This is a genomic window from Mycobacterium stomatepiae (genome assembly GCF_010731715.1).
Taxonomy (GTDB): Bacteria; Actinomycetota; Actinomycetes; order Mycobacteriales; family Mycobacteriaceae; genus Mycobacterium; species Mycobacterium stomatepiae.
The window spans coordinates 2,368,516-2,384,220 of the sequence record NZ_AP022587.1 but is presented as its reverse complement, the minus strand read 5'-3'; the positions used below and the strand labels follow the sequence as shown (position 1 = coordinate 2,384,220).

The 15,705-nt window shown below is 65.8% G+C and carries 13 protein-coding genes and 2 pseudogenes; 12 read left to right on the top strand and 3 right to left on the bottom strand.

Translation table 11 applies throughout. The features are described from left to right. Window positions 1-17: 17 nt before the first annotated feature. Complete coding sequence (locus G6N54_RS11345) at window positions 18-884, bottom strand: acyl-CoA thioesterase (protein ID WP_163790249.1); 867 nt, start codon at window positions 882-884, stop codon at window positions 18-20. Then, window positions 881-1,783, bottom strand: coding sequence for an enoyl-CoA hydratase (locus tag G6N54_RS11340; protein ID WP_163790248.1), 903 nt, complete (start codon window positions 1,781-1,783; stop codon window positions 881-883). The genes G6N54_RS11345 and G6N54_RS11340 overlap by 4 nt, the downstream gene beginning before the upstream one ends. A gap of 145 nt (window positions 1,784-1,928) precedes the next feature. Between G6N54_RS11340 and G6N54_RS11335 the strand changes: the two genes are divergently transcribed. The 9 genes and pseudogenes from G6N54_RS11335 to G6N54_RS11295 all read left to right on the top strand — a co-directional run bounded on the left by G6N54_RS11335 (window position 1,929) and on the right by G6N54_RS11295 (window position 10,636). Next, the gene (locus G6N54_RS11335; protein WP_163790247.1) at window positions 1,929-3,029 is read left to right on the top strand and encodes an acyl-CoA dehydrogenase family protein; all 1,101 of its coding nucleotides are present in this window, start codon (window positions 1,929-1,931) and stop codon (window positions 3,027-3,029) included. Further along, window positions 3,026-4,267, top strand: coding sequence for an acyl-CoA dehydrogenase family protein (locus G6N54_RS11330; protein ID WP_163790246.1), 1,242 nt, complete (start codon window positions 3,026-3,028; stop codon window positions 4,265-4,267). Before G6N54_RS11335 ends, G6N54_RS11330 begins: the two co-directional genes overlap by 4 nt. Then, window positions 4,264-5,025, top strand: coding sequence for an enoyl-CoA hydratase/isomerase family protein (locus G6N54_RS11325; protein WP_163790245.1), 762 nt, complete (start codon window positions 4,264-4,266; stop codon window positions 5,023-5,025). Before G6N54_RS11330 ends, G6N54_RS11325 begins: the two co-directional genes overlap by 4 nt. Then, window positions 5,022-6,496 (top strand): annotated as a pseudogene (locus G6N54_RS11320) (aldehyde dehydrogenase family protein). The gene G6N54_RS11325 and the pseudogene G6N54_RS11320 overlap by 4 nt, the downstream one beginning before the upstream one ends. Next, entirely contained in the window at window positions 6,496-7,293 is a 798-nt protein-coding gene (locus tag G6N54_RS11315) for an acyl-CoA dehydrogenase (RefSeq protein WP_163790244.1), read from the top strand. Before G6N54_RS11320 ends, G6N54_RS11315 begins: the two are co-directional and overlap by 1 nt. Next, the gene (locus G6N54_RS11310; RefSeq protein ID WP_232073663.1) at window positions 7,290-8,444 is read left to right on the top strand and encodes an acyl-CoA dehydrogenase family protein; all 1,155 of its coding nucleotides are present in this window, start codon (window positions 7,290-7,292) and stop codon (window positions 8,442-8,444) included. The genes G6N54_RS11315 and G6N54_RS11310 overlap by 4 nt, the downstream gene beginning before the upstream one ends. Beyond that, window positions 8,444-10,036, top strand: coding sequence for a class I adenylate-forming enzyme family protein (locus G6N54_RS11305; RefSeq protein WP_163790243.1), 1,593 nt, complete (start codon window positions 8,444-8,446; stop codon window positions 10,034-10,036). Before G6N54_RS11310 ends, G6N54_RS11305 begins: the two co-directional genes overlap by 1 nt. Further along, window positions 9,955-10,308 (top strand): annotated as a pseudogene (locus G6N54_RS31535) (AMP-binding protein); the annotation flags it as partial. The gene G6N54_RS11305 and the pseudogene G6N54_RS31535, both read left to right, overlap by 82 nt. 25 nt (window positions 10,309-10,333) lie before the next feature. After that, entirely contained in the window at window positions 10,334-10,636 is a 303-nt protein-coding gene (locus tag G6N54_RS11295) for an AMP-binding enzyme (RefSeq protein ID WP_163790242.1), read from the top strand. A gap of 687 nt (window positions 10,637-11,323) precedes the next feature. Here the strand turns inward: G6N54_RS11295 and G6N54_RS11290 are convergent. Further along, window positions 11,324-11,890 (bottom strand): TetR/AcrR family transcriptional regulator, encoded by a 567-nt coding sequence (locus G6N54_RS11290; RefSeq protein ID WP_163790241.1) that lies wholly within the window; start codon window positions 11,888-11,890, stop codon window positions 11,324-11,326. A gap of 211 nt (window positions 11,891-12,101) precedes the next feature. Between G6N54_RS11290 and G6N54_RS11285 the strand changes: the two genes are divergently transcribed. Genes G6N54_RS11285 through G6N54_RS11275 form a run of 3 tightly spaced genes read left to right on the top strand, consistent with a single transcriptional unit; the run spans window position 12,102 to window position 15,705 of the window. Beyond that, window positions 12,102-12,506 (top strand): MmpS family transport accessory protein, encoded by a 405-nt coding sequence (locus tag G6N54_RS11285; protein ID WP_163794668.1) that lies wholly within the window; start codon window positions 12,102-12,104, stop codon window positions 12,504-12,506. Next, a complete protein-coding gene (locus tag G6N54_RS11280) occupies window positions 12,503-15,370 on the top strand; it encodes an MMPL/RND family transporter (protein ID WP_163790240.1) in 2,868 nt (955 codons plus the stop codon). Before G6N54_RS11285 ends, G6N54_RS11280 begins: the two co-directional genes overlap by 4 nt. After that, entirely contained in the window at window positions 15,367-15,705 is a 339-nt protein-coding gene (locus G6N54_RS11275; RefSeq protein WP_163790239.1) for a DUF732 domain-containing protein, read from the top strand. The genes G6N54_RS11280 and G6N54_RS11275 overlap by 4 nt, the downstream gene beginning before the upstream one ends.

The following is a 15,705-nucleotide window of genomic DNA, read 5'->3' as shown; positions in this document are numbered from 1 at the left end:
CCCCAATCCGCTTCAACTCAGAAGATGGTTCTGTGCTTTCCCCGTGGGTCCTGCCCGCGGGGAAAGTTGCGCAGCAGGCCTTCCTGCACGAAGGACGCGACCAGTTCGCCGCCTTCGGTGAAGATGTGCCCGCGACCGTACGTGCGCCCACCGGCGGTGGCCAGCGCCGCGTGGTCGATGAGCAGCCACCGCCGTGCGTCGACATCGCCGTGAAACGCCAACGATTGGCTCAGCACGGCCGTGGACACCTCGACGTGTGCCATCGACTGGCCCAGATCGGGGTGTGGGCGCATCGCGGTCGCGATCAGCCATCCGTCGGTGGTGTGCGCCAACAGGGCGCGGTGTACGGCAGGAGAGTCGGCCGGTGCGTCGGGGAACCGCACCCACAGCTGCAGGGTGGCCGGCCCGGTCAGCGCTGGATCGTGAATGTCGACGTCACCGACCATGATGGTCTGTGGTGCGGTCAGTGGATGCGGCCGTGCCGCGGCGGGATCGGGGCCATCGACCTCGGGCATCGGTATCTGGTAGCGGACGAGGTCGGGTTCGGCGACGTCGAGCAGCACCAGCGCGCGAGCGCAGGTGCAGCCATCCTGCACGAAACTGACTGTGGCGCTGCCGATGTTGCGGCCCTCGTGCATCGGCTCGACGAGGATGTCCACCGGCTCGGCGACCTTCACGCCGCGGGAGAAGATCGTCTGTACCGATTTCACCCGCTTGCCCGGCATCCGTCGGGCCGCGGCGACGATCGCCTGGCCCAACAGCTGACCGCCGAATACGACACCGCGCCCCTCGCTGAAGTACGGAGCGTGCAGTGCGCCATCGGAGGATTCGGTCAGCGTCAGGGCCGCGAGCAATTCATCGCTGAGTGCCTGCGCCGAGGTCACGCGCGGACCTCGTTCTTGTTCCGCGGGACCACCGGTGGCGCATCCTTCCAGGCAGGCACACCGTGCTCGGGGGTGCCCATCATGAACTGGCCGTTGGTGACCCACGCCCAGTGCGCGTGATTGAGCTCGTGCAGCGTGAAGCAGGCGTTGAGCGCGTTGTAGAAGCCCATGTTGTCGACGGACTGGTTCACTGACTCCTTGATCAACAGCGAGGACATCGACGGCTGCGCAGCGATGCGGCGGGCATACTCCAGGGTCTTGTCAGCCAGTTCCCCGGCGGGGAACACCTTGCTCACCATCCCGATGGCATGAGCTTCGTCGACCCCGAGCGAATCACCGGTCAGCAGTAGCTCCTTGGCGCGCCGGGGCCCGAACTCCCAGGGGTGAGCGAAGTACTCGGTACCGCACATCCCGAGGCGCGTCCCGACCACCTCGGCGAACGTCGTGTCGTCGGCGGCGACGATGAGATCACACGCCCACATCACCATCAGGCCCGCGGCGTAAACCGGACCGTGCACCGCAGCGATCGTGATCTTGCGCAGATTGCGCCACCGACGGGTGTTCTCGAAGAAGTAATGCCACTCCTGCAGCATCAATCGCTCAGCACCCTGCCGCGTGCCTCCGTTGCCTTGATACGAGGGATGCTGACCCGGTCCCGGGGTTCGGTCACGCACCTGGTCCTTGGACCCGAGGTCGTGTCCTGACGAGAACATCGTGCCGACACCGCCGAGGATCACCACACGCACATCGTCGTCGGCCTCGGCGCGCAGGAACGCGTCGTTGAGCTCGACGAGAAGCCCGCGGTTCTGCGCGTTACGTGCATCGGGCCGGTTGAGCATGATCCGAGCGATGCGGCCTTGATCCAGCGTCTCGTAGGTGATGTAGCGGCCAGCTGTCACAGGTGTCGCCTTTCAGGTTCGGGCGCGTTCGCAGCTACGACACGCTCAGCGGTAGTCTCCCATGCGTATTATGCAATTACTAGTTGCAGTCTGTGCTAGTGCCAGTTCTGTTATGTGAAATCGCAATGTGAGGGAGGCGGAGCCGATGAGGTTCGACCTCACTGAGGATCAGCGACTGGCCCGCGATGTCGTACAGAGGTTCTTGTCGACCGAGCAACCGCTGAGCGCCGTGCGTGCCACGCTCGAAGAACCGAGCGGATTCGACGCGGAACTATGGAAGAAGATGTCGGCGCTGGGCTGGACGTCACCGCTCGTTCCAGACGAGCACGGGGGCGCCAGCATCAGCGACGCGCCGGTGGTCGACTTGACCGTGATCGCCGCTGAGATCGGGCGTGCGGTAGCCCCTGGCCCGTTCCTGGAGACCAACGTCGCTATCGATGCCCTGGTCCGCAGCGACAACGCGGACCTTCGCGACCGGCATCTACCCGGCCTGCTGGAGGGTTCGGCGGTAGCCGGATGGTGGCTGCAGCGTTCGCCGACCAGCGGCATTGTGATCGACAGGCACAGCAACGGCGATGTCTGCATCGACGGTGAGATAACCGCAACTCTGCCAACGCAGGAAGCGCTGCTGCTGCTATCCGGCCCAACGGCCACCTGCCTGCTGGAACGCGAAACATCGGGTGTGTCGGTTCGTGCGCTGAAATGGCTTGACGCCTCCACGCGGCATGCCGTGGTGAGCTTGGACAATGTTCGGTTGCCCGCCGGTCAGGCGCTGAGCACCGGTCCCGACGAGGTGGAACGCGCACGCCGCCTGGCTTGGGTGCTTCAGGCCGCCGAGCTGACGGGCGTCGTCGACGCGGTCTTCGGCCTGACGCTGGACTGGCTGGCCAACCGCTACTTATTCGGCAGGCCGCTGGCGTCGTATCAGGCGCTCAAACATCGATGCGCCGATATGAAGATGTGGGTCGAGGCGACCCATGCGGTGGCCGACGCTGCCGCCGACGCAGTGGGAGCTGAATCCCGGGGCGCTGGCCTGCTGGCGCGGGCCGCGAAGGCCTATGCCGCCGCGCATGCCGTCGAGCTCATCCAGGACTGTGTCCAACTACACGGCGGGATGTGCGTGACCTGGGAACACGACCTGCACCTGTACTTGCGCCGGGCCACGCTGATCGCCAACTCGTACGGCACGCCCGCGGATTTATACGCCGAGGTGGCCGCCACCGAGGTTGGTGAGGCGACGCCATGAACGGCCGGTTCGCCGGCGTCAATGACTTCCGCCTCACGGCCCGCTCGTGGCTGGAGGCCAACGTGCCCCTGGCCGCTCGCGCCGGCAGTCACACTCGAAGCCACGGAGACCAAGCCGTGGCCCGCGCCCGAGAACTGCAGCGAATGCTCTTCGACGCCGGATTCGCGGGCCTTGTTTATCCGCCCGCATACGGCGGACAAGGTCTGGGCGTGGAGTATGCGCGCGCATTCGCCGAGGAAGCCGCACGGTTCGAGTCGCCGCTCGTGCTGCAGGAGCCAACGTTGAACATCATCGCGCCGACCATCTACGACTGCGGAACCGAAGGACAGAAGCTACGCCACCTGCCGCGGATACTTCGCGGCGAGGAACGCTGGGTCCAGTTCCTCTCCGAACCCGGCGGGGGTTCGGACGTCGCCTCCACGTCGATGACAGCCGACCGTGTGGACGGTGGCTTCGTCCTCAACGGGGCCAAGACCTGGAGTTCGGGTGCCGACCGCGCCGACTGGGCGCTGTGCCCCGCGCGGACCAACTGGGACGTTCCCAAACACCAGGGACTGACGGTGTTTCTGGTGCCGATCAGCCAGCCGGCGATCGACATCCGGCCGATCCGCACCAGCGACGGCGCCTCGAATTTCTGCGAAGAGTTTTTCACCGATGTGTTCGTCGCCGACGACCATGTTCTCGGCGCTGTGGACGGCGGCTGGTCGGTCATCATGACGCTGATCAACCACGAGCGAAAAGCGGTTGCCGGTGCATCGCCCTTTACGGGCGGGTCGCGCAGCGTGGCCGCCGTTGGGCGCGACCGCACGCTCATCGATCTTGCGCTGGCCACTGGCCGGGCCGAAGACCCGCTGATCGGCCAACTCGTCGGACGGCAATGCGTCGATGACATCGTGCAGGAGAAACTCAACGCCCGAATCCTGCTCGGTTTGGCCCGCGGCGACATGCCCGAGACGGCTGGCACGATCCTGCGTCTATTCGAGGCGGGCGCATCGGCTCGACGAGCCACCCTCGCCGCCGACATCAGCGCATTCGGCGCCGTTGCGTGGGATGCGGACGCCCCGACGACGGGGGTCGGCAACCGATTCCTGATGCGACAAGCCTCCAGCATCGGCGGCGGAACGACCGAGATGGCCCGCAACGTCATCAGCGAGAGATTGCTCGGCATGCCGCGCGAGCAGCACCCCGACCGCGGTGTGCCATTTCGCGAAGTCGCACGCAACGTGGGTGGCGCGTGAGCCTCGTCATCGTCGAAACCGCCGCAGGGGTGCGTCGGCTGCGACTCAACCGCCCGGACAAGCTCAATGCGCTATCGCCGGCGCTGCTCGACCAACTGACAGCGGCGCTCGATACCGCGATGGGCGACCCCGACGTCCGGGTTGTCGTCTTATCCGGCGCTGGTCGCGCGTTCAGCGCCGGAGCCGACATTCGCGCCGAGGACGACGCGTTTCGGGCACGCCTTCGCGATGCGCCGCAGGACATGGCCGCCACCGGGCAGCGGGTGGCGGAATGGTTGCGGCTCAAGTCGCTGCCCAAACCCGTCATCGCGCAGGTGCACGGCCACTGCCTTGGGCTCGCCAACGAGTTGCTCGGCTGCGCAGACCTGGTGGTGTGTGGTGAGTCAGCACGCTTCGGCATGCCCGAGGTCCGAGAGATCGGACTGTTCCCGACGCTGGGGTTCTGGCCCGAGCGACTCGGCGTGCAGCGAACGATGGAATCGGTGTTGACCGGCCGCCTCGTCGATGGCGCCGAGGCCGCGCGGATCGGCTTGGCGCTTGCGTGCGTTCCCGATGCGGTCCTGGGTGCCACCGTCGACACCCTCGCGTCCTCCATCGCCGAGGTGAACCTCGGCCGGTTATTGGTCACCAAGGCCGCCGTCAACACGTGGACCGAAACCGCCGGTTGCCATGTCGCTGCCCGGCGCGGTGCCCAGTTCCATGCCCTCTACCACCAGGCCGGTCACGCTGCGGCCGCCGAAAACGGGAGGACTTTATGACCATCAGCGCGACGGCCGACAAACGGATGCTCATCGACGGCAAGCTCGTCGATGCGCGGTCGGGACTTGAGTTCGACAACGTCAACCCGTTCACCGAGCAGGTGCTGGGCCAGGTCGCCGACGCCGACACGTCGGACATGGACGAGGCGATCGGCGCCGCCCGGACCGCCTTCGACGGCAGTCGCTGGGCCACCGATCGCGCATTCCGCAAAGCCTGCCTGCTGCAGTTGCAGGCAGGGATCGAGGCCGAGCGGGAGGCATTGCGAGCCGAACTCGTCGCCGAGGTGGGTAGCCCGATCGCGCTGACGTACGGCCCTCAACTCGACACCCCGCTGGGTGAGGTCATCCCGTGGGTAGTCGACCATGTCGATGAATTTGATTGGGAGCGCGACCTTTCGATCGGCACCGCCTTCGGCAAGCGCAGCTGGCGCTCGGTCTTCAAAGAGCCGGTCGGCGTGGTCGGTGCCATCGTCCCGTGGAACTTCCCTTTCGAGGTCACCCTCGCCAAGACCGCCCAGGCGTTGATCACCGGCAACACCGTCATCATCAAGCCGGTACCGGACACACCGTTCAACGCCACCCGGTTGGGACGCATCGTCGCCGAGCACACCGACATCCCACCCGGCGTGGTCAACGTGGTGACCACCTCCGACAACGAAGTCAGTTCGATGCTGGTGACCGATCCCCGCGTCGATCTCATCTCCTTCACCGGATCCACCGCGGTCGGCCGGTTCATCAGCGGTCCGCGGGGCCGCTGATGAAGCGGGTTTTCCTCGAGCTCGGCGGCAAGTCGGCCCACATCGTGCTCGACGACGCCGATTTCGCCGCGACGATTCCCCGGGATGCGGGCACCATCGGCATGCACGGGGGACAGGGGTGCGGCATTCTCAGCCGCCTGCTGGTGCCCCGCAGCCGCTACGAAGAGGCCGTCGAGCTGGCCACCGCTGGCCTGCAGGCGGTCAAGTATGGCGACCCCAACGACTACGAGGTGCTTCAGGGCCCCCAGATCAACGCGCGTCAGCGCGATCGGATCCTGGGCTACGTCAACAAGGGCATCGCCGGGGGCGCGCGGCTGGTCACCGGCGGCGGCAGGCCGGCGCATCTGCCGCACGGCTACTTCGTCGAGCCGACACTGTTCGCCGACGTCGACAACGCGATGACCATCGCACAGGAAGAGATCTTCGGACCGGTGCTCGTGGTGATCGGATTCGACGACGACGACGACGCAGTCCGCATCGCCAACGACTCGGTCTACGGACTGGCCGCCGGCGTGACCTCCGCCAGCCAGGAGCGAGCCTTTGCAGTGGCAATGCGCATCAAGGCAGGCGCCGCAGCCATCAACGGCGCCGCCTGGTACGGCGCGGAATCCCCGTTCGGCGGCTACAAATCCAGCGGGCTCGGCAGGCAGAACGGCCTGGAGGGATTTGCCCAGTACACCGAGACCAAAATCATTGCAGGACCGTTGAACTGATGGATCTGGCACTTAGCGAGGACCAGGAACTGCTCGTCGATTCGGTGAGCGCACTGCTCGACAAACATTCACGCCCCGTCGATATCCGGGCCGCCGAACCACTGGGCTTCGACCCCGCGCTGTGGGCGGCGTTGCACGACATCGGAACGATCCACATGGCTGTGCCGGAGGCCCAGGGTGGCTGGGGCGCCTCGATGCTCGACCTGGTCCTGGTCGCCGAATGCCTTGGGCGACACTGCGCGTCGGCGCCCGTCGTGGAGACTCAGGTCACGGCCCGGCTGCTCGCGCAGCTGCAGGGCCAGATGCTGACCCCGTTGCTCGATGATGGTCAGATCACCTCCCCGGCGCTGCACGGCCCCGCCGGCGGGGTGGCGCGGCTGGTCCCCGCAGGCGCCGTCGCCGACATGGTTCTGGTGTCAAGCCCAGACTCTGTGCTGGTCGTCCCGAACCGCCCAGTCCCACCGTCGGTCCCTAACCACGCCAACCTGCCACTGGCCGATGTCGCCACCGCGATCGACGGGGCACGGCTGCTGGTCCGCGAGGCCGCCTGGTCAGTCGACGCCGGGCACGATGAGGCGGCCGAACGGCAGTGCATGGCCTTCGCTTTCGCCGCCGACGTTGCCCGGCTGTCCACTTACTGGGGTGTGCACACCCTCGGCGGATACGGCGTCATGCTCGAGTACGACGCCCAACTGTATTTCCGTCGGGCGCGCGGTTGGGCCGGTGTCTTCGGCGGCTCCGATGCGGCCTACCGTCGCGTCGCCCGATACCGCTACCGTGACGAGGTGCCGTCGTGAACTTCGACTTCGGGCCCACCAGCCTGGAATACAAAGAGCAGGCGCGCTCACTGCTGGCCGAGGAGCTGATGGCCGACCGGCTCGACGAGGTCCACCGGACCGGGACGTTTCATCACTGGGACTTTCACCGCGCACTGGCCCGGCGCGGCTGGTTGGCTCCCGGCTGGCCGGTCGAATTCGGCGGTCGCGGACTCGACCCCCTCGATGTGTTGGCCTTCCAGGAGGAACTCGCCGACGCAGGCGCCCCGATGTACGGCGCAGTCACCACCATGATGATCGCCGGGGTCATCCGTGAGCTCGGAACCCCGGATCAGAAAGCGCAGATCTTGCCCAAAGCGCTGGGCGGCGAAATCCTGATCGTTCTCGGCTTCACCGAGCCCGAGTGCGGTTCCGACGTCGCTGCCGCGGCCACCCGCGCCGTCGGTGAGGGCGACGAGTGGCGCATCAACGGCCAGAAGATGTTCACCACCAATGCCCATGTCGCCGATTACGTCTTCCTGCTGGCACGCACCGATCCCAATGTGCCGAAACACAAGGGGCTCACCACTTTTCTGGTACCGCTCGATCAGCCTGGCGTCACGATCCAGCCGGTCATGACGATGTCGGGGGAGCGGACCAACGCGACGTTTTACGACGATGTCCGCGTCCATGATTCCGCGCGCATAGGTGCGCTCAACGGGGGATGGGAGACCATGACCGTGGCACTGACGCTGGAACGCACCAATGCCACCGGCGGCGAGCACCGCCGCCTCGTCGCGGCCGCCGAGCGCTGGGCTGCAACTGCCAGAGCCGCTGACGGAGGGTTGCTGCTCGATGACCCGTCGGTCGCTGCCCGTCTCGCCCGAGCCGCCACCGAAGCCCGCGTCACCCGCCTGCTCGGCCACCGCAGTGTTTGGCTGTCGGCCAAGGGGGTGCTGCCCGGCGTCGAGGGATCGATGGCCAAGCTGTTCTCCTCCGAGTCGCTGGTGCGGATGGCCGACGACCTGGCCATGCTCGCCCCCGATGGCCTACGTGCCGACGACACCGGCCACGGCGGCCAACTCGACCGTGCGATCAGACATGCCCAGCCCACCACCATCTATGGCGGCACCAGCGAGATACAGCGCTCAATCATCGCCCAACGGGGACTGGGACTCCCACGCCCGGCCTGATGAATCCGGTGAGTACCGGCGACGCGCCGCTTGGAACGAGTGAAACGGTCCCGAAACTGTTGGCCGAGCTTGCCCGCCGCCGGCCGACCAAGACCGCCGTCGTGACACCCCAAGAATCAGCCGGCTACGCCGACATGCTGGCGCGATCCTCAACTCTGGCAGCCAAACTCGTGACCATGGGCGCCCGCAAGGGCACCGTCGTGGCCCTGCTGCTACCCAACGGCGGTGATTGGATCTGGTGGTGGGCAGCCTGCGCCCGGATCGGCGCGGTGGTCGTACCGATGAACACCTTCGCCACCTCCGTCGAGGTGCAACGCGTCTTATCACACAGCGGCGCCCACATGTTCGTCGCGGTACCGGCATTCGCGGACAAGACCTACCGCGACGACCTGGCGGATCTGCTCGGCAGCGCTGGACCGTCAAGCGAACGCCGCGCGGCCGAACTGCCCCAGTTGCGCCGGGTGCTGTGGCTCGATGAGGTCGAGACCGTGGCGCCCGACATCGGTACGGACGCCGTCGTCGCTGCGCTGGCCGACGATGTCGAGGCATGCGACGTGCTGACGATCATCTACTCCAGCGGTTCCACCGGTGACCCGAAAGGCGTTGTCCACAGCCACGGTTCGGCACTTCGCCAAGCCCGGCGCCTCGGACGGCTCACCGCGACCGACGAGCCGACCGTGCTGTGGACGTCGATGCCTCTGAAGTGGGTTGGTGGGCTGGTGTGGTCGTTCTTGCGCACCGCCGTCGCCGGCGGCACTTTCGTGACCCAGCCGTGGTTCGAACCGGGGGCGGCGTTGGCGCTGCTGTCCGAAACCAGTGTCGACACAGTGACCGCCTGGGGGCCCGTGGTGGAGCGGATGCGTCAGCACCCGTCATACTCCGATGAAATGTTCGGGCACATCAAGGGATTGGGCTGGCTGCTACCGCAGGACGGCGAGCGGCCGAGTGCGTTGGGGATGACCGAGACGCTTGGGCCTCACTCGGGTTGGCCGGTCTCGGCGGCTTGGGATGTGCCCGCTGGTGCCGCGGGCAGCTGGGGCCGTGCGCTATCGGACATGGCGCACCGCATCGTGGATCCGATCACCCTCAGCGACGTTTCCGACGGGCAAACCGGGGAGCTGCTGGTCCGCGGCGATGCGCTGATGCTGGGCCTTCACCGCCGTGAGCGCCAGGCGGTGTTCACCCCCGACGGCTGGTACCGCACCGGAGACGCGGCCGCGCTACGTGACGGTTGGCTGTTCTTCAACGGCCGCCTCGACGATGTCATCAAGACGGCGGGCGCCAACGTGTCACCGGCAGAGGTCCAAGCGGTGCTCGAGGCCCAGCCGACGGTGCGGCAAGCATTCGTCGTTGGCGTGCCCGCTGCAGCTCGAGGTGAGGACGTCGGAGCGGTTCTGGTCGGCGACGACGACACTCTTGACGTGCCAACCATTCTGGCAGCAGCACGTCAACAGCTCGCGTCCTACAAAGTGCCCAAGCTTGCGGTGGTCATGCATGAGGACGACATCCCGTGGCTGTCCAGCCAGAAAGTGGATATCCGTCGATTGCGGGCGATGCTCGTCGACCAGCGGAACGGCAGGCAGCCGTGTTGACCGACCACCCGGCGCGGCGCCTCGGGGATCTGCTATCGCAGGCGGCCACGGCTGCACCCGATCGTTGCGCCGTGGTATCCGGCGCGGGCACCGCGACCACCTTCGAAGAACTGCACCAGCAGGTCGGTTCGATCGCGGGCTGGCTGGGACAGCACAGCGCTGCTGGCGACAGGATCGCCGTCGTGGCCGACAACGGCCTACCGTATGTTCAGCTGTACTACGCTGCCCCCCGCAGCGGTCGCATACTCAGCATGATCAACCAGAGACTCAGCCCCGCAGGACAACTCGCGCTCATCGTTGCCAGCGAGCCCCGGATTCTCCTCGGAGACGCCCGCTATCTGGACGGACTTGGCAGCGTTGTCGACGCACGCGGACGTCGAGATGGTGTCCGTTGTCGGCGTTCCCGACGACTACTGGGGCGAAGCGATCTGCGCGATCGTCGTTGCGCGCAGCGGGGCCAGCCCGTCGGTAGACGAACTGATCGCGCACGTGCGCGCCCAGATCTCGCCCTTCAAACGGCCCCGCCACGTCTTGTTCGTCGACGAACTGCCGCTGACGTCGAACGGCAAGGCCCACACGACGGATCCAGGCGCGATCTGATCGGTCACTGCGCGTCGCCCATCAAGATCTCGTCGAGGGCGTCCCAAGTTTTGGTCAGCTCGCCCGTTCCGCAGCGTCTCCTCATCGGCATTACTGATCGCTGCTTTGACATCAGCCAGGCGCTGGCTGCGGTCGCGTTCGTCCATCACCTGCTCCATGACGCTTTGCACGGTTTGGTGTCACTGCCCGGCCGCGACCGTGGTGCGATCGCCCAGCGGCGGCGAACGAACTTATTCGACGTGCTAGCGGTCAAGCGCGTAGATCATGCGCCTTGGACAGAAGTGATCGCCGCGGTCACGAGCGGTGCGTCTCGCGCAGGTGCGCTACGAATTCGTCCTGTGCTCGGCGCCGGTGTTGACGCTGTGATGCCGACAGCCGCGCGACGTCGCCGGCGAGAATGTCGTCGTGCGCGTCGCGCCTTGGATGCGCATCGGAATGACCGCCCCAGCGCGTGGGGCGGCGCCTGCCACGACGTAGACCATCCGGGTTGTCGTTCCGTCTTTTCCATCAACCCATACACCCGTCGTTGCGGCCGACGTGGTTGCATTCGAGCACCGTTACAGCGGCGAGGGTTCCGGTGCGCTGAGCCCAAACCGCCACACCGAACAGGATGGCGACGCGACCGAGGATGATGCGGCGGCGGTTAGCATTTGGCAGCCGGCGGTGTGGAATTCTGTCCGGGGCCCCTTATGCTGACACCCCTCGGAGGAATGTTCGCAGAATCGTTGTCACCGCGGTATGAGCTTGGAGCTCACCGGTGCGCACGTCTTCGCACCCTTGCAACACGAGCGCCAGGAGCGCGTGCTCAATCCACACTGCACTCAGGTCTGAGGCGAAGACGCCCTCGGTCTGACCTCGCCGAACGAGGTCCATCACAAGATCGTCATCTGGTCGCTCCTCCGGGTGGATGTTTTGCAACACCGCCGGGTCCTTGAAGAGGAACACGATCCGGTCACTCGCGGACAGGAACGACGCGACCAGGCGATGCAATGCATCGATCGGTGTGCCTTGGTCGGTAGCGGCTCCCAGGCCAAGCTCGCGAACCTTTGCGATCGAATCGGCTGTGGCTTCTCTAATGAGGTGGTCGCGGTCGGGGAAATACCGGTGCAGCGTCGTGCGGCCCACACCGGCGGCCTCGGCGATCACCGGCAGCGACGCTGTTTGATTGGCCGCAAGTACCGAGACGGTCGCTTCGATGATTGCCGCTCGCGTGCGCGCCTGAGCGTGGGACAGGATCTGGGATGAGGTGCTCATCACATACAGCCTAAAGGAACATAGCGGCCCGTAAAAGAACGTATCAGTTCCATTATGGAACTGATACGTTCTGCTCGCTCGCGGATCCTCGCCGCATCGTGGCGGTATGGACGCGCCGGGCAGGCGGACCTCTCCGAGCGCCTTCACTTCGGGGACAACCGGGAATGGTCGAAGGTTGAGTTGGGTTATCCGCGGGCTTGGTCGCTTCTGGATGTCGGTAGTTCTCGCCGTCGTCGTCGCGCTGACGGCGGTCGCCGTCTACCGGTTGCACGGCATCTTCGGCTCGGACAACGAGGTGTCACGGCCTGGCTCTGAGGCCCTGGAGAACACCGGCTACAACCCCAAGACAGTGCTGTTTGAGGTGTCGGGCTCACCCGGGTCCGTGGCGACCATCAACTATCTGGACATTCACGCCCAGCCGCAGCGGGTCGACAACGTCCCGCTGCCCTGGTCACAGACACTGATCACCGACGACCCGACGCTGTACGCCGATCTGCGGGCGCAGGGTGACGGCAACGTCATCAGCTGCCGCATCACGGTCAACGGGATCGTCAAAGACGAAAGGTCTACGGACAACGTGAACGGCTACATCGCTTGCTTGGACAAGACGGCATGAGTCAGCATCAGGTCGATGCCGCCGTCGAGGGCTCCTTGCCGGCGCGGCTCATCCGCACCTTCTCGGTTCCGATCCTGTTCATTTGGATCGCCATCGCTGCGCTGTCCAATACCCTGGTGCCGCAACTCGAGGTCGTCGGCTGGGAGCGCTCGGTCGGCCTGAATGCCCCGGACGCGCCGAGCATCCTCGCGATGCGCCACATCGGCCAGGTCTTCCACGAATTCGACTCCGACAGCGCGGCGATGATCGTGCTCGAGGGTGACCAGCCGCTGGGCAAGGCGGCCCACAAGTTCTACGACGGCCTGGTCAAGAAGCTGCAGGCCGATACCCGGCATGTCCAGCATGTCCAGGACTTCTGGGGCGACCCGTTGACCGCAGGCGGCTCGCAGAGCAAGGATGGCAAGGCCGCCCTGACACAGGTGTACCTGCGCGGCAACCAGGGTGAGGCCCTGTCGAACGAATCCGTCGACGCCATTCGCAAGATCGTCGCCGACACCCCGCCCCCTCGCGGCGTCAGGGCATACGTCACCGGCGCGTCACCGCTGCAGACCGACAACTTCGAGGTGGGCAGCGCGGGCACCAACGAGGTCACCGCGATCACCTTCCTGGTCATCGGGATCATCCTGCTGTTCGTCTACTGCTCGCTGGTCACCATGCTCATCGTGCTGGTGACAGTCTCCATCGAACTCGCCGCCGCCCGTGGCGTCGTTGCGATGCTCGCCCACTCCGGGCTTATCGGGCTGTCCACCTATGCAACCAACATCCTGACGCTGCTCGCCATCGCCGCCGGCACCGACTACGCCATCTTCATCGTCGGCCGCTACCAAGAAGCGCGCAGCAACGGGCAGGAACGGATACCGGCCTACTACGACATGTGGCGCGGCACAGTCCACGTCATCGTCGGATCGGGGCTGACCATCGCCGGCGCCGTCGCGTGCATGGCGTTCACCCGACTGCCCTACTTCCAGACCCTCGGAGTCCCCTCCGCCATCGGCGTCGTCGTAACCTTGGTGGCCGCACTGACGCTGGGCCCCGCAGTTTTGTTGATCGCCAGCAGGTTCGGGCTCATGGAGCCCAAGGGCTCGTTACGCGCCCGCGGCTGGCGCCGGATCGGCACCGCCATCGTGCGCTGGCCGGGGCCCATCCTGGTGGTGACCTGCGGCGTCGCCCTCATCGGCGTGCTCGCGCTGCCGGGCTACCAGACCAGCTTCGACAACCGGCCCTATATGCCGAAAAGTGCACCCGGCGTGATCGGAATGGAGGCCGCCGAAAGACACTTCACGCAGGCCCGAATTAACCCCGAACTCCTCATGATCGAAACCGACCACGACATGCGCAACCCGGCCGACATGCTGATCCTGGAGCGCGCCGCCAGAGCGGTCCTGCACACACCAGGTGTCGCGCTGGTGCAGTCGATCACCCGCCCCCTCGGCACACCGATCACCCACAGTTCCATTCCGTTCCAGATCAGTGCGACCAGCGCGAGCCAGATCATGAACCTCGGCTATCAGCGGGACCGGGCCGACGATCTGCTTAGGCAGGCCAACGAGATCGGCAACACCATCGACGTGCTCAAGCATCAGCTCGCGCTCCAACAGCAGAGCGCCGACGCCACCCACGAACAGACCGAGGCGTTCCACGACACCGTGGCGACCGTCAACGACCTACGGGACAAGCTGGCCAACTTCGACGACGAGTTCCGTCCACTGCGCAGCTACTTTTATTGGGAGCCACATTGCTTCAACATCCCTATGTGTTGGGCGCTGCGGTCGGTGTTCGACTCGCTGGACGGAATCTCCGAGCTTGCCGACAAGTTCGCCAACATCACCGCGAGCCTGGACAAACTGGACGCATTGCAACCGCAATTGGTTGCCCTCTTGCCGCCGCAGATCGCCATCCAGGAACGCAACCGCGACCTCACCTTGTCGAACTACGCGACCACCGGTGGCACGAATACGCAGAGCGGCGAGGCGTTGAAGAACGCGACCGCGATGGGTGAGGCCTTCGATGACGTCAAGAACGACGACTCGTTCTACTTGCCGCCGGAGGCCTTCGACAACGCCGACTTCAAGCGGGGGCTCAAGCTGTTTCTGTCCCCCGACGGCAAAGCCGCCCGGTTCATCATCACCCACCAGGGCAACCCGGCTGACCCCCAAGCCATCCCACACATCGACGCCATGAAGAACGCGGTCTTCGATGCCTTGAAAGCGACACCGATGTCCGACGCCGAGATCTACGTCGCCGGAATCGGGTCCACCAACAAGGACCTTCAGGAGGGGATGACCTACGACCTGCTCCTCTCCGCGTTGGCCGCACTGGCCCTCATCCTGCTGATCATGATGTTCGTGACCCGCAGCATCGTCGCCGCCTTCGTCATCGTTGGCACCGTCGCGGTATCGCTGGGCGCCTCGGTGGGTCTGTCGATCCTGGTGTGGCAGTACATCTTCGGGATCCGCCTGTTCTGGGTGGTCATACCGCTGGCCATCGTCCTGCTACTGGCCGTGGGTGCGGACTACAACCTGCTGCTGGTCTCGCGGTTCAAAGAAGAGCTGCACGCCGGCCTGAACACCGCCATCGTCCGGTCAATGGCGGGCACGGGCCGGGTGGTCACCGCCGCCGGCCTCGTGTTCTCGGCGACCATGGCGTCGTTCATCTTCAGCGACCTCGTGATCCTGGGGCAGATCGGCACGACCATCGGTCTGGGTCTGTTGTTCGACACTCTGATCGTGCGGTCGTTCATGACCCCGTCCATCGCCGCACTACTGGGCAAGTGGTTCTGGTGGCCGGTGCCGGTGCGCCAACGCCCGGTCCGGGAACCCTGGCCGGCACCGATCCAGAAGAAGCCCGAGGAGGCCCTGGCATGAAGTACACCGTCGCTGCCCTGATCACCGGTGCCGCAGTGGGATTGGCCGCACCCGCCCACGCCGATCCGTCCATCGACCGCGATCTGGACACCAACTTCACCAACCAGCTCAGCACGGTGGGGATCTACGGGCAGAAGGACTCCAACGCCTGGATCGGCAAGATCATGTGCAAGCGGACATACAACAACGTCGACACCAGCGCCGCCCAGTCTGCGACGTTCGTGCGCAATCAGCTGGACCGGGACAGCAGCACCGAGCAGGTATGGCAGTTCGTCGGACTGGCCGTCGACTACTACTGCCCCGACAAGCGCGGCGTCATCAACCACGCCGCGTAG